Source organism: Pseudomonas sp. AN3A02, from assembly GCF_011765255.1.
Classification (GTDB): Bacteria; Pseudomonadota; Gammaproteobacteria; order Pseudomonadales; family Pseudomonadaceae; genus Aquipseudomonas.
The window spans coordinates 1,613,561-1,636,175 of record NZ_JAARNI010000001.1 but is presented as its reverse complement, the minus strand read 5'-3'; the positions used below and the strand labels follow the sequence as shown (position 1 = coordinate 1,636,175).

The following is a 22,615-nucleotide window of genomic DNA, read 5'->3' as shown; positions in this document are numbered from 1 at the left end:
TAGGGGATTTTAAACCAAGACCTTGAAAGGGATGGCTGTAAGAGCGGAACCATAGGTGGCCGTTACCTAAATAATGGATATGTACCCAGAACAAAAACCTCAGAGCACCAAGCTCAAATCCACCCGCCCATCACGCACCGGCGGACACCAGTAATACCCACCAGTCAAAGGCTTACTAATGCGATACAACCCATCAACAATCCCATCCTCAAGCCCACTCATCCGCCGCAGTTGCGCTTCAAACGCATCAAACGAATGCCCAAACGCCAGGAACATCAACCCCGCCTGACCATTCTCGGCCCATGGCATCGACCGCCGCACCACAAACGCCTCAGGGGTAAAACTCTCCTGAGCCGTACGCTTGGTGTGCGCCGACTCCGGCGCGTCCTCCAGCTCCTCGTTATCACCATGACGCCGACCAATAATGTGATCCCGCTCCAGAGCCGGCAACGCCGCAAACCCATCCAGATCATGCTGCCACTGCTGGATCGCCGCAAAGCTCGCACCACCCGGCGCCACCGCCGCAACCACCGCCGCATCATCATGCGGATTCTCAGTACCATCCTCATAATCAGTCAGATCAAACCCGGTCTTGTAGCGAAACCCCTCGGTCATCTGCACCAGACCAAACCCCGGCGCCAGGGCCTTCTCAAACGCCCGGCTGCGCAACAGCAACTCACCGCGATCCACACCATGCAACCAGACCCACAGCGCCTGCTGGGTCGACGGATTCTCCGCCCCCGGCCCGCTCACATGAGGAAACGCCCGCAACCCGTCAATCCGGGCGCCGAGGGCATTGACCAGCGGCTCACCAAAACCGACCACCGCATTCGCGTCCACCAGTTGCACCAGCGCATCCAGTGCGGCAGGCACGGCGTCCAGCGACTCAATGGCAAAAAACAGATGGCGTGCCTGCAACGGCACCGGTGCGGCAAGAATGCCCGGCTGGTACTGACTCATGTGAACTCCTTCAAGAAAGCCGCGCAGTTTACCCGGCGAGCGCCCGGTTGTGCTCAAGGTTTTCAAGGGCTCGCGGGTCGAGGTTCAACTGCGCCTTGAGTTGCGCCCAGCCTTTGGGCGTGACCAGCACCGCGCGGGAAGTTTTCGAGCGGCGCAGCCAGTCGGCTTCGCACAGGGCATTCAGCAGTTGAACGCCCAGGGGACCCGCCAGGTGATGGGTGCGTTCGGTCCAGTCCAGGCACTGGCGCGCCAAACCCTCCCGCGTGGGCTTGAGAGCTGCCACGTCGACGCCGAGCCCGGCAAACCACTGCGCCCCAGCCGGAAGGAGTTCGTAGCGTTTGTCCTCCACCGCAAGGATATAGCCGCCGTTCTCCAGGGCCTGGGTGATGGCGACGCCCATTTGCCCGGCCAGGTGGTTGTAGCAGCAGCGGGCAAATCGCAGGCCCTGTGCCTGGCGCTCCAGGGGTTTAGCCGGCACCGGTGTGATCACGCTGAGGTACTCGATGGCCCGCGCCACGTGCGCACCGGCCAGGCGGTAATAACGATGCCGGCCCTGGGTTTCGCAGGTCAGCAAACCACCGGCCAACAGCTTGGCCAAGTGGGTGCTGGCGGTTTGCGGGGTGACGGAAGCGGCATGCGCCAGTTCACCGGCGGGCAGCGCGCGGCCGTCGAACAGCGCCAACAGGATCGCCGCGCGGGCGGGCTCGGCGATCAGGGCAGCGACGTCGGAAAAGTTGGCAGCAATGGGCATGGCAGGTCTCCAGCAGGACCGCGCCAGTATAGGCGCACCGGACGACGCCATGCTTCGATCACCGTCGAAGCATCGGCCCGGGCGCTCACGCTAGATTCGCCGCCTGGTTCTTCAAGGATGATCCGTAATGCCTTCTCCTCTTCTTGCACAACGCCGGGTACTGGCCGCCACCAGCCTGAGTTATGTGTTGGTGATACTCGACACCTCCATCGTCAATGTCGCCCTGGAACGCATCGCAACCACGTTGCACACCGGCATCAGCGGGCTGCAATGGGTGGTCAGCGCCTATACCTTGAGCTTTGCCAGCCTGTTGCTCAGTGGCGGCGCGCTGGGGGATCGCTTCGGCGCCCGCCGCCTTTATCTGGTGGGGTTGCTGTTGTTTACCCTGGCCTCGTTGCTGTGTGGTGTGTCCGGGGACTGGATGACCCTGGTGGCAGCGCGGGTGTTGCAAGGCGTGGGGGCGGCGCTGTTGGTGCCCAGTTCGCTGGCGCTGATCAACCAGGCGTTTGTCAACGACGCGGCCGGACGCGCGACGGCCATCGGGGTGTGGGCGGGTTGCGGCGGTATTGCGATGGCGGCCGGGCCGCTGGTGGGCGGCGTGCTGATCGAGCTGTTTGGCTGGCGCAGTATTTTCCTCGCCAACCTGCCGCTGGGGCTGATTGCGATTGCCTTGAGTGCCCGCCTCAACGCCAGTGAGCGCTCGCCAAGGGCGCTGGACCTGCGCGGTCAGTTGAGCGCGATCCTGGCACTGGCAACGTTGATCGGCGTGCTGATCGAAGGCCCGGTGCGCGGTTGGTCTTCCACGCCGATCCTGTTGGCCAGCCTGCTGAGCGTTGTGGCCTGGATCGCCTTCCTGCGGATTGAAACCCGCCAGGCGCAGCCGATGCTGCCGCTCAAGTTGTTCGCCAACCCGGTGTTCAGCGCCTGTGTCGCGGTGTCGCTGATATCGGCACTGATGCTCTACGGCCTGGTGTTTCTGCTGAGCCTGTATTTCCAACGAGTACTGGGCTACTCCCCGTTATGGACGGGCCTGGCGTTTCTGCCGCTGACCGCGCTGGTGAGCCTGGGCAGCCTGGTCGCCAGCCGTCTGGTCCGAGCCTGGGGCAGCGAACGGTTGATTGGCGTCGCGTTGCTTTTATACCTGGCGGGTTTCGGCCCGATGTTGCTCTACGGCCCCACCACATCCTACCTGTGGATCGCCCTGCCGATGCCGGTGATCGGCCTCGCCGCCGGGTTGATCACCCCCGCCGCCACCAGTGCCTTGATGGGCGCCGTGGACAAGCACCGCGCGGGCATTACCGCCGGTACCCTCAACGCCGCCCGACAGGTGGGCGCGGCGCTGGGGGTGGCGCTTTTCGGCGGCCTGTTGGCGGGCCACTTGTGGGCGTAATGCGTCTAGCCCTTGCCACGCGGGGCGTTGATGGGTGAATCTCTAGTCACGTTTTGCAACCATTCCAGGGGTAGCGACATGACCACCGACAACCTGCTCGCCCAGCTGTTTCCCACTGCCGCCGAGATTCCCGAGCAATTCCGGCTCGCGGCGCCCATTGAACAACGTGATTACCTGGTCGGCGGCCAGTTGCATGTGTGGAACGGCCCGTTGGCCGAAGTGCGCAGCCCGGTGCAGTTGCGCGGCGCCGACGGCGACACGCCGGTCATCATCGGCAGCACCCCGCTGCTGGACGCCGACACGGCCTTGACCGCCCTCGACGCCGCCGTGGCCGCCTACGACCGTGGCCAGGGCGCGTGGCCGACCATGCGCGTGGTGGATCGCATCCAGCATGTCGAAGCGTTTTTGCGGCGCATGCGTGAACAACGGGACGCGGTGGTCAAGCTGCTGATGTGGGAGATCGGCAAGAACCTCAAGGACTCGCAGAAAGAGTTCGACCGCACCTGCGACTACATCACCGACACCATCAATGCCCTCAAGGAACTCGACCGCCGCTCCAGCCGCTTCGAGCTGGAACAGGACACCCTCGGGCAAATCCGCCGGGTGCCGCTGGGAGTGGCGCTGTGCATGGGGCCTTACAACTACCCGCTGAACGAGACCTTCACCACGTTGATCCCGGCGCTGATCATGGGCAACACCGTGGTGTTCAAGCCGGCCAAGCTCGGCGTGCTGCTGATTCGCCCGTTGCTGGAGGCGTTCCGCGACAGCTTCCCGGCCGGCGTGATCAACGTGATCTACGGCAGCGGCCGCGAGACGGTCAGCGCGCTTATGGCCAGCGGCAAGATCGATATCTTTGCGTTTATCGGCACCAACAAGGCCGCCAGTGACTTGAAGAAACTGCACCCGAAACCGCACCGCCTACGCGCGGCGTTGGGCCTGGATGCGAAGAATCCCGGGATCGTGCTGCCTCAGGTCGACCTGGACAATGCGGTCAGCGAAGCGGTTACCGGTTCGCTCTCTTTCAATGGCCAGCGTTGCACCGCGTTGAAGATCCTGTTTGTGCATGAAGATGTGGTCGACAGCTTTATCGAGAAATTCAACCGCAAGCTGGCGACCCTCAAGCCCGGTATGCCATGGGAAGACGGCGTGTCGCTGACGCCGCTGCCCGAGCAGGGCAAGGTCGATTACCTCGGCGGCCTGGTCACCGACGCACTGGCCCACGGCGCCAAGGTGGTGAACGAAAATGGCGGCGCCAGCCGTGGCTCGTTCTTCTACCCGGCGGTGCTGTACCCGGTGAACCCGCAGATGCGCGTGTACCACGAGGAGCAGTTCGGCCCGGTGGTGCCGATCGTGCCTTACCGCGACCTTGAGACGGTGATCGACTACGTGCTGGAATCGGACTTCGGCCAGCAACTGAGTATCTTTGGCACCGACGCGGGTGAAGTCGGACGCCTGGTGGACGCGTTCGCCAACCAGGTGGGCCGGATCAATATCAATGCCCAATGCCAGCGTGGGCCAGACAGCTTCCCGTTCAACGGGCGCAAGAACTCGGCCGAGGGCACGCTGTCGGTACATGATGCGTTGCGGGTGTTTTCGATCCGTACGCTGGTGGCGACCAAGTTCCAGGCGAGCAATAAGGAGCTAGTGAGCGATATCCTGCAGGAGCGCACGTCGAGCTTCTTGACCACTGACTATATTTTCTAAGCTCTACACCGATCTAAAAATGTGGGAGCGGGCTTGCTCGCGAAGGCGTGGTTCAGTCGCCGGATGTATTGACTGACACGCCGCCTTCGCGAGCAAGCCCGCTCCCACATTTGGACCGTGTGAATCCTTATTGACGAGGCCACATCCAGATTGATGAACCTGCACTTGCCCCTCTTCGCGCGCCGCTTGCTGCGCCCTCTGCTGGACCCGTATCGGCGCTACCGTCACGCCAAATTGATCCATGCGGTACGGGTTTCCATTGGGTTGCTCGCGACGATCCTGCTCACCACCGGCATCAATCTGCCCCACGGTGAGTGGGCCTCGGTGACGATGTTGATCGTGATCGGCGGCTTGCAGCACCACGGCAATATCGGCAAAAAAGCCGTCGAACGCGCCTACGGGACGTTGATCGGTGCCAGCGTCGGTTTGCTGCTGGTGGTGCAGGAGACGTACCTGGGCCAGCCGCTGTTGACCTATTTGCTGATGTCGGTGGTGTGCGGGTTCTTTTCCTATCACGCCATCGGCAAGGGTGGGTACATTGCGTTGTTGTCGGCAATCACCGTGTTTATCGTCGCCGGCCATGGCGACAATCCGTTGTCGGACGGGTTGTGGCGCACCGTCGACATTCTGATCGGCATCGTGCTGGCCCTGGCGTTTTCCTTCGCACTGCCGCTGTATGCGGTGTATTCCTGGCGCTACAACCTGGCCAGTGCCTTGCGCGATTGCGCAGCGATTTATAGCCGGATCATCAGCGGCCAGTCGGTCACCGATGATGAGCACCTCAAGCTGCTGAATCGACTGAATGCGGCGATGCTGCAATTGCGCTCGTTGATGCCGTCGGTGTCCAAGGAAGTGCGGATTTCCATGACCGAGCTGGACACCCTGCAGCGGCATTTGCGGATGTGCATCAGCACCCTGGAGATTCTCGGCAACACCCGGCCCGATCCGCGGGACAAGGAAGCCCTGGCGCGGATGCAGGTGGGGTTGAAGGCCGAGCATCGGCAGATTCGGGTGCAGTTGATCGGCATGGCGCGGGCGCTGCAATCCGGGGCGACCGACCGGCTGGAACGGCCGAGTAATACGCCGACCCACGAGCAGACCTTTGAAGTGCCGGTGGTCAACGCCCTGGATGGTTACCGGTTATTGACCCTGCAACTGGCGGCCAATATTGATGGCATGCGCCAGCGGCTGGCTAAAACCGCCAGCCATTGGAAAATCTGATCAGCCCCGGTGCAGCGCCTGTACCAACAGTTGCTGCAATGCCTGCAACCGGGGCTCGGGGCTGTGCTCGGCAAAGCGCAACACGTTCGCCACTTCGGGCAACGGCATCTGCTGGTCGAAGGGGCGATGCACTTCCACACGCTTGTCGAGGTGGTCGCTGCTGAGCAGGCCGACGCCCAGCCCGGCGGCGATGGCCGATACCACGCCTTCCACCGACCCGCACTCCACCACCACCTGCCAACGAATCCCCACTGCACTCAGGCGTTCCTGCGCCAGTTGCCGGTAAAAGCAGCCGGGGCCGAAGGTGATCAGCCGCACGCAAGAATCAGCGGTGTACTGCCAGCCGGGCCGGGCGCACCAGTGCACCTGTTCGGTCCACAGCAATTGATCCCGCGCTTCGATACGCGGGATGAAATCCTGGTGCAGCGCCAGGTCCAGCTCACGGTCCACCAGGGCCTGGCGCAGTACGTGGCTCTGTTCCACTACGATCCGCACATCCAGCTGGCGGTGCTGCCGAGAAAACTGACCGAGCAAGTTCGACAATTCGGCCATCGGCACCTGTTCGGTGGCGCCCAGGCGAATGGAACCTTGCAATTGCACCGGATTGAAATGCGCCAATGCTGCGTCATGGGCTTCAAGGATGCGCCGGGCATGAATCAACAACTGCGCGCCGTCGTCACTGGCCACCAAGCGCTGGCCGTCGCGCTGGATCAGCGGTCGCTCAAGCTGTTTCTCCAGGCGCTTGATCTTCCAGCTGACCGCCGACTGGCTGAGGTTCAGGCGCTCGGCTGCACGGGTAACGCTGCCGGTTTCGACCACGGTTTGCAGGGCACGCAGCACATCGATGGGCAGTCGCTGGTTCATGATCAACACCTATGACAAAAACAGGATTGGTAGAGAGTAAGTTGTCATTGGTGTCATGACCAGCTGCGCTTTAGGGTAAAGCCTTCATTCACTGCGAGGACTTGTCATGACTGCCCTGCTTAACGAAACCGCTCTGATCAACGGTTGGCGCATTGCCACTGGCCGCCATGGCGAGGGGCTGCCGGTGCTGTTGCTGCACGGCACGCCCGCCCACTCCATCATCTGGCGCAAGGTGGTGCCACGCCTGACTGCCGCCGGCATGCAGGTCCACCTGTTCGACATGTTGGGTTTTGGCGCTTCGGAGCGTCCACTCCAGGGGGATACGTCGGTGGCTGTGCAAAGCCGCTTGATTGGCGATTTGCTGGACCACTGGGGGCTCGAACGTGTGCACCTGGTGGGCCATGACATCGGCGGCGTCAACGCGCTGCTGTTTGCCCTTGACCATCCACAGCGGGTGCACTCATTGACGGTTGCCGACGCGCCCAGCTATGACTCGTGGCCATCACCCACCTGGCGCGGGATTCATCAGCGATTTGCCGAACATGCGCGCATGGCGCCGGATGAACACCGCACGTTGATGATCCGACAACTGGCCATGGCCGTGTCCGACAAGAGCGTGATGCAGGGCGCGCTGCTGGAGGAATACCTGGCGCCGATCAGTGGCGTTATCGGCCAGCCGGCGTTCTACCAGCATCAGGTGGCGCATTACGACTCGCGGTATACCGCCGATTTCGCTGAGCGCCTGCCGGGCCTGGACATGCCGGTGCAGATTTTGTGGGGCGCTGAAGATGAATGGCAGCCGCTGGTTTATGCACATCGCTTGCAACAGGACATTCGTGGGGCAGAGCTGCACGTGGTGGAAAACGCCGGGCATTTTCTGATGGAGGATGCACCGGAACGGGTGAGTGAGTACCTTTTGGACTTTATTGGCCGGGTTCACTGTCAGCGCTGACAGCCATTTGTCGGGTTTACACAAGCCATTAGGCTTCACACTTTCTCTTACATATTTTTCACGTTTTATTCACATCCAGAGACGTAGGGTAAAGCCTCATCCGTTACAAACGTTGCACATCAAGGCCCGCCGCCCCAGCGGGCTTTTTTTTGCCCGGGATTTGAGTGTTCGCAAGGATGTGTACAGGTGGGATCAAGCAAGCCGGCTCATTGCGAGCCGGCCTTGATGTGTCAGCGAGCAACCTTGTTGACAGGCGACGACGCTTGCTCACGAATAGCACGCTGAGTGTCGAGCACCCGCGCCAGGGCCGTTTCAGCTTCGGGGCTTTGCTGCGGCACGCGAATCGCGGCCGACACCAGGGTGATCAGCTTGGCCATCACCTCGGCGTCCGTTGCCGGCCGCCCCAGGCTCATGGAATTCATCAGCAAACGCAGCTCGGTACCGGCCATTACCCCGGAGATTGCCTTGAGGGCAAATTGCAGGCGCACCCCCAACTCATTACGCGGCAAGTCCGGCAAGGCCAGGGCGAATGCTTCAAAGAAGCGTTGGAACACCGGCTGGTAATGCACCTTGAGGTATTCCTGGATAAACGGCGAAGTGTCGCTGTACACCCGTCCCAGGAAGCGGATGAATGAACGCCCTTCCCCACTGGCCGGATCGCTGCGCTCCAGGCCCATGGCCGGCGCGAACAGCACGCCGAGCAACGTGTCGCAATCCAGCGGGCCGTCGGATTCGGCTTCGCACCTTGCCAGCAACTCCAGGCGCTGCTCGTTGAGCGGCTCCAGGCGCTGCATCAGCAGGGTTTTCATCAGGGAATCCTTGTCCCCGAAGTGGTAGTTCACCGCAGCGAGATTGACCTGAGCCCTCTCGGTAATCTGCCGCAACAAAACCGCGTCATAGCCGTACTTGATGAAAAGAGCCTCTGTCGCATCCAGCAATCGAGTCTTGGTAACGTTTGGAGCGCTGAGTTTCTTCGCGACCATAGGGGGTGGGGTTCCACTGCGGAAATATTGTTTTAAAAAATAATTTGATTTTTTATACCGGGGCCGCTGCCCGAAAGCAAGTAGTGACACTGCGCCATACTATTCAAAGCCAACAGCGACGGGCTCGTTGAGGGTAGTCGAAGGACTTTTTAAGCGCTTGAAATGCCTCTTTCAAGAATCGTTTCAAAGGGTAAAACCGCTCTATATCCATGGCTGGCGGAACAGCTGGATCGCGGTTAGTATTCAAACAATATTTTAAAAACAAGAAATAAAACCAGTCCGTGACGCGTACCAGGCAGCTCCTGAACTTGTTACAAGGATTTTCGGGGGAAGCACGGCGCTGTCGAGGCTGCAGGCGTAGTCACGATGACAGATACCCCCGCGCACCCAGGCTTCATCTCCCTGCAAGGCATCGGCAAAAGCTATCAGCTGGCCGGGCAACACCTGTCGATTCTCAACGATGTATGCCTGGCCATCGAAACCGGCGACAGCTGCGGTATTCTCGGCGCGTCCGGCTCCGGTAAAAGTACCCTGCTCAATATCCTCGGCCTGCTCGACTTGCCCGACTGTGGCCAGTACCGCTTTGCCGGCCATGACATCTTCAGCGCCAGCCCCGACCAACTGGCCGCGATCCGCAATCAGCAGATCGGTTTCGTCTTTCAAAGCTTCAACTTGCTGCCACGCCTCAGTGCGCTGGACAACGTTGCCCTGCCCCTGAGCTATCGCGGCGTATCACGCCATGACTCGGTGGAACAGGCTTTGCGCATGCTCGACCAGGTGGGCCTGGCCGACCGCGCTCACCATCGCCCGGCCGACCTTTCCGGCGGCCAGCGCCAACGGGTCGCCATCGCGCGGGCGTTGGTCGGCAACCCGTCGGTGATCCTCGCCGACGAACCCACCGGCAACCTCGACAGCACCACCGCCCAAGAGATCATGGACCTGCTGCTGGCGCTCAATCGCGAGCAGCAGGTGACGCTGATTATTGTCACCCACGACCCGCATATCGCCGAGCGCCTGAATCGCAAGATCCTGGTGCGCAATGGCGTGGTGCAAGAGGCCGGGCGCCTATGAGCCTGCGGATCGAACAAAGCCTGAGCCAGTTGCTGCACGAGGCGTTTGTCAGCCTGCGCACCCTGGGCAAGCGCTCGATCCTGGCCCTGTTGGGTATCGTCATCGGCAGTTCCTCAGTGGTGGCACTGATCAATATCGGGCACAACGCCGCCGAGGACGCGGCGATGATTTTCAAGGACATGGGCACCGACACCCTGGTGGCGCAATTTCCACCCAAAGGCGCCAGCAACGCACAGATGCCCGCCAGCCTCGACCTGGAAGCCGTGCGCCGCAGCGTGCCCGGCATCGCCCATATCGCCTCGGTCTCGCTGTTCAGCGGGCCAGTGGTGTTCCATGGCCGCACCTTCAACGCAAGCTTTGTTGGCACGACGCCAGACTTGAAGGACGCGATGCGCCTATCCCTGCGCGACGGGCGTTTCCTGTCGAGTTTCGATGCGGGCGAAACCTATGTGGTGATCGGTGACCAGATCGTCCAGGCCTTGAGCGCGCCCGGCGACCCGCTGCAACTGGGCGACCGGGTGCGCATCAACGATTACCTGTTCCTGGTGGTGGGCATTCTGCACAGCCAGCCCCGGGCGATGCTGATCCCGGTACAGGCCAACGAATCGCTGTTCTTGCCGGCACCGGGCATGCGCCGGATCTACGCCAGTCCGCAAGTCGGCAATGTGATTATCCGCGCCACCCCCGGCCAGGATATGGAACGTGTTGCCCAAGAGGCGACCGTGGCGCTGAGCAATCAACTCACCGATCACGATGTCGACATCCAGGTGCCCCAGCAAATGATCGACGGCATGACCCGGCAAAGCCGCACCTTCGCCTACCTGCTGCTGGCGCTGGGCGCGATATCCCTGGTGGGCGGCGGCGTCGGGGTGATGAACGTGATGCTGATGAACGTCTCGGAACGACGCCGGGAAATCGGGATTCGCATGGCCCTCGGCGCGCGCCAACGAGACATTCGCAACCTGTTCCTGCTGGAGGCCGTGACGTTGACTGCCGTGGGGGCACTGTGCGGCGCGGTGCTGGGCATGACCGCCGCGTATCTGTATGCCTGGCTGTCCGGCTGGCAGTTTTCCCTGGCGGTGGCCGCGCTGCCGCTGGGGGTGGGCAGTACGTTGCTGGTAGGTCTGTTTTTCGGGATCTACCCGGCAGTCTCCGCCTCGCGGCTGCAGCCGGTGGAGGCCCTGCGCGATGAATAAACGGCTGCTGTTGTTGATCGCCCTGGTGAGCTTGCACAGCGTGGCCGCCGACGTGGTGATTCGCCCCTCCGCGCCCAGTACCACCCGCAGTGGCTACGAACGCAGTGTGTCGCTGAATGCCCAGTCCACCACACTGACCCTGGGGGATGCGGTGTACCTGGGCCTGCGCAACAACCCGGCGATTCGCAGCGCCTACCTGCAGCGGGTGGCGCAGAAATTCGACCTGCGGGTGGCCGAAGACACCTTCAACCCCAAGCTGACCCTGAACAGCTACTACCGCACCACTAAAGGCACTGAAGACAGCTCCCGCAACGCTAACCTCGCGCCCAATGCCACCTTGCTCAGTGAGTACGGCACGCGGCTGAGCATGAACTGGACCCAGCAACTGAACAATGCCGATCGCGCCGGGCGCTACCGCAGCGACGGCCTCGACCTGTCGGTGATCCAGCCCCTGATGCGTGGCGCCGGCTGGAACGCCACCACCGCGCCGCTGCGCCTGTCACGCCTGGCGGAGCAGGCCAACCGCCTGAACCTCAAGGCCAACGTGGCGCAGACCATCAGCAATATCATCGCCACCTACCGCGAACTGCTGCGGGCCCAGGAACAGTTAAGCATCGTCCAGGACGCCCTCAAGCGCTCCGACACCTTGCTGGAGGTGAACAAGGCGCTGATCAGTGCCGGGCGCATGGCCGAATTCGAGATCGTGCAGACCGAAGCCGATATCGCCACCCAGCAACTGGGAGTGGAAGAAGCCCAGAACCAACTGGACACCAGCCGCCTGGCCCTGCTGCGCCTGCTGGCCCTGGACCTGTCGACACCTATCCGTGCTACCGAAGCCCTTGAAGCCAAGCGCATGGACATCGACAAGCACCAGGCTTTCCTCCTGGCGCAGAACCAGCAACCGGAATACCTCGCCACCCTGCTCGGCAGCCAGCAGGCCGACCTCAACCTGGTGATCGCCAAGGACTCCGGACGCTGGCAAGTGGACCTTGTGGCCGGCGCCAACCAGATTCGGGCCGCCACCGACAACGACAACGGCTCTTCGAATAACCGGCGCTGGGACAGCTACGCCGGTGTGCAGGTGCAGATTCCCATCGGTGATATCAGCACCCGCCAGGCCGAGGTGCACGCACGGGTCGACGTGGAAAACCAGGAGATCATCATCGCCGACGCGCGCCAGCAACTGGAGCGCGACGTCAACGACGTGGTGCGCGACCTGGGCACCCGCTGGCGTCAGTATGAAATTTCCCAGCGGGCGGTGGAGTTGTCCAAGCGCAAGATCGAAATCGAACGGGAAAAACTCAGCGCCGGGCGCTCCACCAACTTCCAGGTACTGAGTTTCGAAACCGACCTGCGCAACGCTGAAAACTCGCGACTCAATGCACTGATTGCCTATTTGAACGCCCAGACTCAGTTCGACCTGACCCTGGGCATGACGCTGGAAAGTTGGGAAATCGCCCTCAATGACTACTAATAAAAAACGCCTGGTGGGTGCCGTGTTGATTGTGCTGGTGGCCGGTGTCGGCATCACGCTGCTCAGCCGTCAAAGCCCGGCCGCCAACCCGACCGACAACGCCGAACAGTGGCTGGAGGTGAAAGTCGACCCGCTGGTGCATCAGATCGGCCTGGTGGGCAAGATCGAGCCTGACACCACCATCACCCTCACCGCACCGTTCGACGGCAATGTGCAGGCCAACCTGGTGGAACAGGGCCAGCGGGTGGAAGGCGGCCAGGTGCTGCTGCGCATGGACCCGGCCACCGTTGAAGTGCAACTGCGCGACGCCCTCTCGGCGCAGCTCAAGGCCCGACGCACCGTGCAGGAAATGCAGGACTGGGACAGCGGCCAGCAAGTCGGGCGCGCCCGCCGCACCCTGCGCACCGCCGAGATGACCGCCAGCAACACCCAGCGCAAACTCACCGAAAGCGAGAACCTGTTCAAGCGCGGGATCATCCCGCGCAACGAACTCGATGACCTCAAGCAACAGGCCACCCAGCAACAGCTGGACCTGGTGGCCGCCCGTGGCGAACTGCAACAGGCGATGGAGCAAGGCAAGGGCGAATACCGACAGATCGCCGATATGGAGCTGACCAACGCCACGGTGAAATATGACGCCCTGCGCACCTTGCTGGATGGCAAGGAGGTCAAGGCACCGTTCTCCGGCATTGTGGTGCCGGCGCCGGGCAGTAACTCATCGGCCCAGGGTGGCGGGAACAACAACACGCCGGTGCAGGCCGGGAGCAAGGTCAGCCAGGGCCAGGTGCTGTTTGGCCTGGCGAACATCGAGAAGCTGAAAATCGTCGCCAAGGTCTCGGAGCTGGATATCAACCAGTTGCACCAAGGGCAGGCGGTGGAGGTGCTGGGCGACGGGTTTGACGGGGAACGGCTGACAGGGTCGGTCAGTGTGGTCAGTGGCTTGGCGATTGCCAGCGACAGCCAGGGCAGCGCGCAGTTTCCGGTAACCCTGTCGATTCCCAAGCTGACGCCGCAGCAGCTGCAACGGGTAAGGTTGGGGATGAGTGCGCGGTTGACCATCGTGACCTACAACAATGACCAGGCGATTGTCGTACCGGCCCAGGCGATCAGTCGCGGGGATGGGGTGACGACTGTGGAGTATCGCGCGGCGATGGATAAGCCGATGGAGCGAGTGACGGTGAAAACCGGGCAGTCGACGGCGCAGGGGGTGGAGGTGTTTGGGTTGAAGCCGGGGTTTGTGAAGGTCGGGCCATGAACCCCGACCTGTAGGAGCTGGCTTGCCTGCGATAGCAATCTGTCAGTTGATAATGATGCAGCTGACCCACCGCTATCGCAGGCAAGCCAGCTCCCACATTAGATTTAGAGGTGTGCCAACCTTGCGGCCAGGGCCTTGGCCTGGATCGCCACATCCGTCACTGCGGTACTTTCCCACCACATCCCGCGCAACGGTGGGCCCATGGCAAACAGTCGCTGGCTGACCTGGCCGTGGGCGTCCAGCACGGCACCCGACACATCCGCCGCAATCCCCAAGGCCAACGGCCCCGGTTGAATCAACCCACGTTTGAGCAACTGTCGGGGCAGCGGCCTGGCCACCCGCCGCCAGTCATATTCAATCCCGCTGGAGTTGATCAGCGCCGCCCCTGACACCTGGACGACTTCCTGCTCGCCACGAGGGCGCAGCCGGATGGTGACATCACCCGCCGAAGGCACCAGCCCCTTGTACGAAGCTGCCCGAATCCGCAACCGCCCTTCCCCCTGCAACCGCGCTACCAACTCGGCACTCAGGGGCGGCGAGCGGTGGTGATGGCTTTCCCACCAAGGCCGAATATGCCGCACGAACTGGCGTTTCTCGGCCTCGCTGGCCTGGCTCCACAAACGCCCGATATTGGCGCGCACGGTGTCCAGCGGCGCTTGCCAGTCAATCCCCTGCTCCAGCGCGAGCTTGCATTGGCGGCGTACTTCCCGCAGCAATTGCCGAGGGCTGCGCAAGCGGTGGTCTTCTCCCAGGAAATCGACCCAGGCCGGCGGCTGCCGGCGCACGTGGGGCAGCAGGCCGTGGCGCGAAAAAATCTCGATGGGCCCGCGATGGCCGGCCTGTTCCAGTGAGACTACGGCATCCACCATGGTCAGCCCGGAACCGATGATCAGCACCGTGGAGTGCGGGTCCAATTGGGTCATGGCCTGCACATCCCACGGGTCGACCGCCGCGGCATTCAAGCCGCTGGATTCGGTCTGAGGTGTACGCGCTGCCGGGAACATGCCGGTGGCTAATACGGCAAACGCACCGCGCAGTTGCTGACCGTCGCTCAAGGTCAGCAGCGTGGCGTGTTCATCCACCTCAAGGTCTGTCACCTCAGCCCGGACATGCTCGACGGTCGACGCCGATAGCGCCCTGGCCTCCGCCAGCCGTTGTTGCGCATACAAGCCAAAAATTCCGCGGGGCGGAAACAGTTCGCTGATGGGCACGTGTTGTTGGTCCGACTCCGGCCAACCGCCTTTGGCAATGTAATCCGTCAGCCATTGGGTCAGGTCATCGGCGTTGTCCGGGTCGACGCTCATACGTGCGGCGTTGCCGTTCAGGGTGTGGCCGAGTTCCACCGCACTGTAGGCCTCGCCGCGCCCCAGTTCCTGACGCGGTTCGATCACCAGGATCTGCCGCTTGCCCGGCAGGCGCAGCAGTTGCACCGCCAGCATCGTCCCGCTCAGGCCGCCGCCGACAATCAGCACATCAGCGTTGCGAATGGCGCTCGTCGCCTGTCCGCGTTCGGTTTCACTCATGAAATTGCGCCCTTACTGTCTGCCTGAATGGTTGTGGTAAAAATCGCCCCGTGCAGTATCCAGCACATCGACCCGGGACGCCTAGTTCAGCCCGACTGTGGGAAGCCCAGGCTTTGGCCGCTGCTCAGCCATTGCGCCAGCACCGTCGCCAGGCCGCCTTGCCAGTGGGTGCTCTCCTCGCTCCACAATTGGGTTTTGCCGGATGGCTGCCACCAACGGCAGAGCCGTTGCGAGGTGTCCACGGGGCCGACCTGTTGCACAAGCGCCACCGGCTGCAGCCCTTGGATGTATGCGTGGGTAGGACGAATGCGCCACACCTGTTGCTGCAAGGCGGCGGGCTCCAGGTCGTCCGCCAGGGTCAGGATTTGGCCACCGATCACCTGGGCGGCCAGGGCCAGCAGCAACAAACCGGGTTCGAAGGCACCGCTCAGGGCCAGCCGCGACTGTTCGGTAAAACCCTGCTGACGCAAGCCATCGGCCAGGCGCTCGACATCTCGCAGCGCATCAATCCAGCGCCAGGCGTACCACTGGCCGTCACGCTTGTGGCGCAGGGCGCTGTGCAACGGGGTCACTTGTGCCCAATGGCGCAGTTGCGCCAATGCCTTGGGCAACATCGTGACCCGTTCGGCGGGCCATTCCACATCCAGCGGAAGTTCGAGTTCATGCACGCTCATAGGGTGATGCTCCTATTGGTGACACAAGCATGCGGTGGTCCGCTGGCTGAAATCGTTGGATCGATGAAGATCAAATGTGGGAGCTGGCTTGCCTGCGATGGCGGTGAGTCAGCTTACATCTCTACCGGCTGATACTCCGCTATCGCAGGCAAGCCAGCTCCCACATTGATTCAGTTTCTCCCGTTAGATCGCAGTGGCCTTCAGGTCACGATAGCGGGCTCCAGGATGGTTATCCGCCAAGCGCGCGCCGTCTCCAAACAACTTCTCCCGCAGGGTGCCCTGGGCATACTCAGTCTTGTACACACCTCGCTTCTGCAGCTCAGGCACCAGCAACTCGACCGCGTCGATAAAGGTCTCGTGGGTCAATGCATAGGCCAGGTTGAAGCCGTCCACGTCGGTCTCTTCAACCCATTCCTGCAACAGGTCGGCCACGGTTTCCGGGCCGCCGACAAACAACGGGCCGAAGCCGCCGATGCCAACCCAGTCTGCCAGTTCATTCGGGGTCCAGACCTTGTTCGGGTCTGCGGTGGAAAAGGCTTCCACGGCCGATTGAATGGCGTTGGTGTGCACATGCTTGAGGGGTTCATCGGGCTTGAACTGGCTGAAATCGATACCGGTCCAGCCGGAGATCAGGGCCATTGCGCCTTCGTAGCTGACGTAGGATTTGTACTCTTCAAACTTGGCTTTGGCCTTGGCGTCGGTTTCGCCAACGATCACCGTTTGCAGGTTGAAGATCAGGATTTTCTTCGGATCACGGCCTGCCTCAGCCGCACGCCGGCGGATGTCGGCAACGGTTTTCTTCAGCAGCACTTTCGACGGTGCGGCGACGAAGACGCATTCGGCCTGCTCGGCGGCGAACTGCTTGCCCCGGCTGGAAGCGCCGGCCTGGTACAGCACCGGGGTGCGTTGTGGCGAAGGCTCGCAGAGGTGAATGCCGGGCACCTGGAAGTGTTTGCCGACGTGACGGATCTCGTGGATTTTGCTCGGGTCACTGAAAATCCGCCGCTCGCGGTCGCGCAACACGGCGCCCTCCTCCCAGCTGCCTTCCCAGAGTTTGTAGCAAACCTCCAGGTATTCCTCGGCGTAGTCGTAGCGCGCATCGTGTTCGGTCTGGGCTTTCTGGCCGAGGTTCTTCGCGCCGCTTTCCAGATACGAGGTGACGATGTTCCAGCCGACGCGGCCCTTGGTCAGGTGGTCGAGGGTGGAAAGGCGCCGGGCGAACGGATACGGGTGTTCGAAGGACAGTGAAGCCGTCAGGCCAAAGCCCAGGTGTTCGGTGACCAGCGCCATCGGTGCGATCAGCGACAGTGGGTCGTTGACCGGCACTTGGGTGGCCTGGCGAATCGCCGCGTCACCGTTGCCGTTGTAGACGTCGTAGATGCCCAGCACGTCGGCGATAAACAGGCCGTCGAACTTGCCGCGCTCGAGGATTTTCGCCAGGTCGGTCCAGTATTCCAGGTCTTTGTACTGCCACGAGCGGTCACGCGGGTGCGCCCACAGGCCCGGCGACTGGTGGCCGACACAGTTCATGTCGAAGGCATTCAAGCGGATTTCACGAGGCATTAAACAGTACTCCGGGGGGCGACACCGTTGAGGTGGTAGTTGCCGACAATCTGGTATTTCCAGCGCAAGGGATCATCAAGGGTGGGTGGCAGTGCGGTGCGCTGGCCGGTGAGTTCGAATTCGGCGTTGCTGGCGGCGATAAGAGCTTCGGCCGCCGCGATCTGCGCTTCGGTGAGGGCAACCGGGCTGGGGTGGGTTTCGGCACGTTCAAACAAAGCAGCCGCGACTTCCACGCGGATCTGCAAATCGCCGAAGCGGCTGATCACGTAGGGGTCATCACTTTTCTCGACAAAGCGCCGGGTGCTTTCCAGCAGTTGGCGCGCCTGATTCAGTGCGGTCATGGATAAAGCTCCTCAGTTCCAGGCATGGCGTGCAGGCTTGACGCCGTTGAGCACAAAGTTGCCGATCAGGTGGTATTTCCAGCGGGCCGGGTCATGCAGGGTGTGGGTGCGCGCGTTGCGCCAGAAGCGGTCGAGGTTGTGCTTGCCGGACACCGAGCGGGTGCCAGCCAGTTCGAAGAGCTTGCTGCTGGCGAGCAGCGCGGTTTCGGCTGACAACACCTTGGCCTGGGCGACCACCAGCGAGGCATTGGCCACGGTGTCTTCGTTAGGGTTGGTGAGGGCTTGGTCGACGGCAACGCCTGCCTTGGCGAGGATCGCTTCGGTGCCGTGGACCCGCCATTCCAGGTCGCCGATGGCGGCAATGGTGAACGGGTCTTGCCAACCGTGATCCTGCTGGCTGTCGATCCAGGGCCGGGCCTGGCGGGCATGAATCTTGGCTTGTTCCAGGGCACCGAGGGCGATGCCGGTGTCGACGGCCGCCTGGATGATTTGCGAAATCGGGCCGTTGGCGGTGGGCTGATCGAACGCCTGGTGGGCGGGAATCACCGCACTGAGCGGCACCTTCACGCCGTCGAGGGTCACGCCCCCGCTGGCCGTGGTACGTTGGCCAAACCCGTCCCAACTGTCGATCACTTGCAGGCCCGGCGCGTCGCGTTCGACAAAGGCAATGAAGGCCTGGTCTTTTTCGTTGACGCCCACAGTCGGCACGATATGGGCGAACAGTGCGCCGGTGCAGTAGAACTTCTCGCCATTGATGTACGCGCTGTCGCCGTCAAAGCGCACTTGCGTATCAAAGGTACCGGCGTTTTTGCTCTTGGCCTCGGAGAAGGCATTACCGAAGCGATAACCCTGCAAGACCTTGGCGAAGTAATCCTGTTTTTGTTCCTCGCTGGCGGTTTGCAGGAGGATGTCGACGACGCCCAGGTGGTTCTGCGGAATTTGCCCCAGGGACGGGTCGGCGGCGGAGATCAGCTTGATCACCTCGGCCACCGTCACATAGGACACGCCGGCGCCACCGTAGGCCTTGGGAATGGTGATGCCCCACAGGCCGCTGGCGGAAAATTCATCCAGCTCGGCTACCGGCAGGCGTCGTTCGCGGTCACGCACACCGGCCTCGACGGCAAAACGCTTGGCCAGCTCGGTGGCGACGGCAATGGCTTCGGCGTCTGAACGAATGATGTGGGCAGGTTGCAGGGGTTGGGCTGACATGGGCCGACTCCAGGCTCCAGAGAGATACTGGGGTAATTGCAGGAGTCGTGCCTGAATCCAATGATCAATGAAATCAGCGGGTTGCCGGTAAGTCAGGGAAGTCGTTGGCGGTTCAAAACAGCAAAGTGTCCAACCACTGTTGCGCTGCCAACAGTTAGATCACCACGTTACGCACAAACCGTACCGCCACTTCGCCGTCATTGCGATAGGCGTGAAGGTGGCGACTGGCGAACATCAGGAACTCACCGGTGGCGACGTGTTTTTCCTCGTCACCCAGCACCAGCGTCAGCGTGCCTTCGAACACAAACAACTGCACGCTCCAGCCCTCGGGGTCCGGTTCGGGCATGTAGCGATCGCCGGGCTCCAGGCGCATCTCCCATAGTTCCACCTCGCGACGCGCGGTGGCTTTGGCCAGCAGCACGGCTTTGCTGCCGGGGATGTCACCGGCCCAGGCCAGTTCGTTGATACGGCTGTGATCAGCGGCATCCGGGGCCTGGATCAGGTCGCTGAAGGCCACGTCCAGGGCTTCGGCCACTCGGTCGAGGGTCGACAGGCTGACGTTCTTCTCCCCCGCCTCGATTGCCACCAGCATGCGCCGGCTGACGCCGGACTTTTCGGACAACGCCGTCTGGCTCAATTCGGCCGCATGGCGCAAACGCCGAACGTTCTGGCTGACGTGTTGCAGGACCGAGGCCCGTTGTGGATTTTCTTTGTGCACTATATTGCTCACAGGGTGGGGTTGCGCAGTATACTGCCCAGCTTGCGGCGCATTGTGCGGTCCGCGCCCCTACTGTGCAAGACCGAGCCGCCATGACCACCTCCCCATTGTTTTCCCGTTTCAGCAAAGCCGAATGTGTATTGGTGGTGATCACCATGTTTTGGGGCGGCACCTTTTTGCTGGTGCAGCACGCCATGGCCGTCAGCGGCCCGATGTTTTTTGTCGGCCTGCGGTTTGCGGCGGCGGCTGTGATCGTCGGGGCGTTTTCATTGCGCAGCCTGCGAGGCCTGACGCTGTTTGAGTTGAAGGCCGGGTGCTTTATCGGTGTGGCGATCATGTTTGGCTACGGTTTGCAGACCATTGGCTTGCAGACGATCCTGAGCAGCCAGTCGGCATTTATTACTGCGCTGTATGTGCCATTCGTGCCGCTGCTGCAATGGCTGGTACTGGGACGGCGGCCGGGGTTGATGCCGAGCATCGGCATCATGCTGGCGTTTACCGGGTTGATGCTGTTGACCGGCCCGGCCGGGGCATCACTGAATTTCAGCCCCGGTGAAATCGCCACGCTGATCGGTGCGGTGGCGATTGCCGCCGAGATCATCCTGATCAGCGCCTTTGCCGGGCAGGTGGATGTGCGTCGGGTGACGGTGGTGCAACTGGCCACGGCTTCAGTGCTGTCGTTTCTGATGGTGGTGCCGATGGGCGAGGCGCTGCCGGAGTTTTCCTGGTTGCTGCTGTTCAGCGCGGTGGGCCTGGGACTCACCAGCGCGGTGATTCAGGTGGCGATGAACTGGGCGCAGAAAAGCGTCTCGCCGACTCGCGCCACGCTGATTTATGCCGGGGAGCCGGTGTGGGCCGGCGTGGTCGGGCGGATTGCCGGCGAGCGCTTCCCACCGATTGCCATGGTGGGCGCGGCGTTGATTGTGGCGGCGGTGATTGTCAGTGAGATGAAAACCCGCCGGCAGCGGCTCGCCGAACACGAGATCGAACTGGAACACGAAAAGCAGGGTTAAACGCCTCAGAGGCGCAACTCGCCGTCCAGGTTAATGGATTGCAGAAACGCCTCGTCATGGGACACCACGATCAATGCCCCCTGGTATTGATTGAGCATTTGCTCCAGGGCAATCCGGCTGGGCAAGTCCAGATGGTTATCGGGTTCGTCCAACAACAGCAATTGCGGCGGATGCTGGGCGTAGAGCTGTGCGGCCAGGGCAATTTTCAGGCGCTCGCCACCGCTCAGTTGGCAGGTGTCGAGCATCGCGCGGTCAGCATCAATGCCCATTTGCGCCAGCCGGGTACGCGCTTCGCTTTGCGGCAATAGCGGATTACTTTCGTAGAGCCATTGCACCGCCGTGCGTTCGGGGTGCTCCAGCCCGGCGTGTTGGTCCAGCCAGCCGATATGGCAACTGCGCGCCAACTCACCGGCAGCCACCGGCAACTGGCCGGCAATCACCCGCAGCAGGGTCGACTTGCCACTGCCATTGGCCCCCAGGATCGCCATGCGCATCGGGCCGGTCAGGGTGAGATGATCGGTGCGCGGCTGCCAAACGGCAGCACCACCTCGTTGAGTTGCAACACCAGCTTGCCCTGAGGCACCACGCTTTCCGGCGACAGCATCATGCGCTGGATCTCGGGCGCACACCGTGCACGCGCCTCGGCGATCCGCTGCTGTTGCTGATCACGCGCCAGCTGCTGATTGAGGCGCAACTTGCCCTGGCTGTTTTCACTGCGCTCTTTCTGGGCGTTGGTGATCAGTTTGGTCTGATTGCCATCCCGGGCCTGGCGGTCACCCCGGGCATTGCGGCGCTGCTGACGCTCCATCTGGATGACCGCTTCACGCTGCTCACGTCTGGCGTGCGCGCGCTCCCCCTGCAACGCCGACTGGAACGCTTGCTGCTCCTGCTCCCGTGTCGCCGCATAGTGGCTGTAATTACCGCCGTACACCGCCAAGCCCTTGGGCGACAGTTCGACAATCTCGTCTACGTGCTCCAGCAACCCACGGTCATGGCTGATCAGCACCAGGCCGCCGGACCACCGATCAATCTGCTGGGCAAGCTTGTGTTGCTGATCAATGTCCAAGTGGTTGCTGGGCTCATCGAGGATCAACCAGTCTGCCCTGGACAACCAGGCGCCCAGCAAAGCGACGCGCTGGCGTTCGCCCCCACTGAGGGCCGCGGTAGGCGAGTCGGCAGCCAAGTGCCCCAGGCCTATGTGTTCAAGGGCCGCCGCCAGTCGAGGCGCGCAATCCCATTGATCGACCGCCAGTGCATGGTCGTGCTCGTCCAGACTGCCCTCGGTGATACGCGCCAACGCCGCCAGCACTTGGTCGACACCTGCCAGCGCCGCTACGGTGGGATAGCGCTCGGGCTCCAGCAGTTGCGTCACCGCGTACACACTGCCCTCACGGCGCACATGCCCGCGAGTGGGCTGCAAGGTGCCCGCGAGCATTGCGCCCAACAAGGACTTGCCAGTCCCATTGGCCCCCACGAGGCCGGTCGCCCGGGCGCTGAAGGCATGGTTCAGGTTGTCGAACAGCATGCGCCCGTCCGGCAGGCTGTAGGCGACATGGTCAAGTTGAAGCAATCGTTGGGTCATCACACGTCCTTATGCAACAGGCTGAAAAAAACCTTTGAACAGCATACCTGCCCTGAATACAGGCATTGAAACAATGCCAAACAGTCTTTTTCAGCCTACCTTGTAGGATCCTGCCACATCTTGCCGTTTGGTGATCAAGATTCCGGCACGTATGATGCATCCCAAACTCCC

General features: G+C 62.1%; 19 protein-coding genes and 1 pseudogene. 9 read left to right on the top strand and 11 right to left on the bottom strand.

What is annotated here, in order from left to right; translation table 11 throughout:
* Nucleotides 1-99 precede the first annotated feature (99 nt).
* Together HBJ59_RS07435 and HBJ59_RS07430 are read right to left on the bottom strand one after the other, a co-directional pair.
* A complete protein-coding gene (locus HBJ59_RS07435) occupies nt 100-960 on the bottom strand; it encodes a Dyp-type peroxidase (RefSeq protein WP_167663126.1) in 861 nt (286 codons plus the stop codon).
* Nucleotides 961-988: 28 nt separating this feature from the next.
* The gene (locus tag HBJ59_RS07430; protein ID WP_167663125.1) at nt 989-1,711 is read right to left on the bottom strand and encodes a helix-turn-helix transcriptional regulator; all 723 of its coding nucleotides are present in this window, start codon (nt 1,709-1,711) and stop codon (nt 989-991) included.
* 127 nt (nt 1,712-1,838) lie between these two features.
* Here HBJ59_RS07430 and HBJ59_RS07425 point away from each other — a divergent pair, with 127 nt between their 5' ends.
* From HBJ59_RS07425 to HBJ59_RS07415, 3 genes are all read left to right on the top strand, one after another.
* Nucleotides 1,839-3,101 carry an MFS transporter gene (locus HBJ59_RS07425; RefSeq protein WP_167663124.1) on the top strand — a complete coding sequence of 421 codons (1,263 nt, stop codon included), beginning with the start codon at nt 1,839-1,841 and terminating at the stop codon, nt 3,099-3,101.
* Between the two features lie 78 nt (nt 3,102-3,179).
* Nucleotides 3,180-4,805, top strand: coding sequence for an NADP-dependent glyceraldehyde-3-phosphate dehydrogenase (locus HBJ59_RS07420; RefSeq protein WP_076014163.1), 1,626 nt, complete (start codon nt 3,180-3,182; stop codon nt 4,803-4,805).
* 159 nt (nt 4,806-4,964) lie between these two features.
* Nucleotides 4,965-6,026 (top strand): FUSC family protein, encoded by a 1,062-nt coding sequence (locus HBJ59_RS07415; RefSeq protein WP_076014341.1) that lies wholly within the window; start codon nt 4,965-4,967, stop codon nt 6,024-6,026.
* On the opposite strand, the gene HBJ59_RS07410 is transcribed toward HBJ59_RS07415, so the two are convergent.
* Nucleotides 6,027-6,890, bottom strand: a complete 864-nt coding sequence (locus tag HBJ59_RS07410) for a LysR family transcriptional regulator (protein WP_167663123.1) — start codon at nt 6,888-6,890, stop codon at nt 6,027-6,029. It abuts the gene before it with no gap.
* A 106-nt stretch (nt 6,891-6,996) separates the two neighbouring features.
* On the opposite strand from HBJ59_RS07410, the gene HBJ59_RS07405 reads away from it, so the two are divergent.
* The gene (locus HBJ59_RS07405; RefSeq protein WP_167663122.1) at nt 6,997-7,842 is read left to right on the top strand and encodes an alpha/beta fold hydrolase; all 846 of its coding nucleotides are present in this window, start codon (nt 6,997-6,999) and stop codon (nt 7,840-7,842) included.
* A gap of 230 nt (nt 7,843-8,072) precedes the next feature.
* Here the strand turns inward: HBJ59_RS07405 and HBJ59_RS07400 are convergent, their stop codons facing one another.
* Entirely contained in the window at nt 8,073-8,825 is a 753-nt protein-coding gene (locus HBJ59_RS07400; RefSeq protein WP_076014166.1) for a TetR/AcrR family transcriptional regulator, read from the bottom strand.
* Between the two features lie 366 nt (nt 8,826-9,191).
* Here HBJ59_RS07400 and HBJ59_RS07395 point away from each other — a divergent pair, with 366 nt between their 5' ends.
* Genes HBJ59_RS07395 through HBJ59_RS07380 form a run of 4 tightly spaced genes read left to right on the top strand, consistent with a single transcriptional unit; the run spans nt 9,192 to nt 13,821 of the window.
* Nucleotides 9,192-9,896 carry an ABC transporter ATP-binding protein gene (locus HBJ59_RS07395; protein WP_076014167.1) on the top strand — a complete coding sequence of 235 codons (705 nt, stop codon included), beginning with the start codon at nt 9,192-9,194 and terminating at the stop codon, nt 9,894-9,896.
* Nucleotides 9,893-11,092, top strand: a complete 1,200-nt coding sequence (locus HBJ59_RS07390) for an ABC transporter permease (RefSeq protein WP_076014168.1) — start codon at nt 9,893-9,895, stop codon at nt 11,090-11,092. Before HBJ59_RS07395 ends, HBJ59_RS07390 begins: the two co-directional genes overlap by 4 nt.
* The gene (locus tag HBJ59_RS07385; protein WP_167663121.1) at nt 11,085-12,566 is read left to right on the top strand and encodes a TolC family protein; all 1,482 of its coding nucleotides are present in this window, start codon (nt 11,085-11,087) and stop codon (nt 12,564-12,566) included. The genes HBJ59_RS07390 and HBJ59_RS07385 overlap by 8 nt, the downstream gene beginning before the upstream one ends.
* A complete protein-coding gene (locus tag HBJ59_RS07380) occupies nt 12,556-13,821 on the top strand; it encodes an efflux RND transporter periplasmic adaptor subunit (protein ID WP_167663120.1) in 1,266 nt (421 codons plus the stop codon). The genes HBJ59_RS07385 and HBJ59_RS07380 overlap by 11 nt, the downstream gene beginning before the upstream one ends.
* Nucleotides 13,822-13,925: 104 nt before the next feature.
* Here HBJ59_RS07380 and HBJ59_RS07375 read toward each other — a convergent pair whose 3' ends face one another.
* The 6 genes from HBJ59_RS07375 to HBJ59_RS07350 form a co-directional block, all read right to left on the bottom strand.
* Nucleotides 13,926-15,344, bottom strand: a complete 1,419-nt coding sequence (locus HBJ59_RS07375; protein ID WP_167663119.1) for an FAD/NAD(P)-binding protein — start codon at nt 15,342-15,344, stop codon at nt 13,926-13,928.
* Nucleotides 15,345-15,430: 86 nt separating this feature from the next.
* Nucleotides 15,431-16,018 (bottom strand): hypothetical protein, encoded by a 588-nt coding sequence (locus HBJ59_RS07370; protein ID WP_167663118.1) that lies wholly within the window; start codon nt 16,016-16,018, stop codon nt 15,431-15,433.
* Between the two features lie 183 nt (nt 16,019-16,201).
* The gene (locus HBJ59_RS07365) at nt 16,202-17,581 is read right to left on the bottom strand and encodes an LLM class flavin-dependent oxidoreductase (protein ID WP_076014173.1); all 1,380 of its coding nucleotides are present in this window, start codon (nt 17,579-17,581) and stop codon (nt 16,202-16,204) included.
* Nucleotides 17,581-17,922, bottom strand: a complete 342-nt coding sequence (locus HBJ59_RS07360; RefSeq protein WP_017477002.1) for an acyl-CoA dehydrogenase — start codon at nt 17,920-17,922, stop codon at nt 17,581-17,583. The genes HBJ59_RS07365 and HBJ59_RS07360 overlap by 1 nt, the downstream gene beginning before the upstream one ends.
* Nucleotides 17,923-17,934: 12 nt before the next feature.
* Nucleotides 17,935-19,131 (bottom strand): SfnB family sulfur acquisition oxidoreductase, encoded by a 1,197-nt coding sequence (locus tag HBJ59_RS07355; RefSeq protein ID WP_167663117.1) that lies wholly within the window; start codon nt 19,129-19,131, stop codon nt 17,935-17,937.
* 154 nt (nt 19,132-19,285) lie between these two features.
* On the bottom strand, nt 19,286-19,849 hold the full coding sequence (locus HBJ59_RS07350; protein WP_076014175.1) for a helix-turn-helix domain-containing protein: 564 nt from the start codon (nt 19,847-19,849) through the stop codon (nt 19,286-19,288).
* A gap of 92 nt (nt 19,850-19,941) precedes the next feature.
* Here HBJ59_RS07350 and HBJ59_RS07345 point away from each other — a divergent pair, with 92 nt between their 5' ends.
* Nucleotides 19,942-20,862 carry a DMT family transporter gene (locus HBJ59_RS07345; RefSeq protein WP_076014176.1) on the top strand — a complete coding sequence of 307 codons (921 nt, stop codon included), beginning with the start codon at nt 19,942-19,944 and terminating at the stop codon, nt 20,860-20,862.
* Between the two features lie 5 nt (nt 20,863-20,867).
* On the opposite strand, the pseudogene HBJ59_RS07340 reads toward HBJ59_RS07345, so the two are convergent.
* Nucleotides 20,868-22,444 (bottom strand): annotated as a pseudogene (locus HBJ59_RS07340) (ABC-F family ATP-binding cassette domain-containing protein).
* Nucleotides 22,445-22,615: the final 171 nt, after the last annotated feature.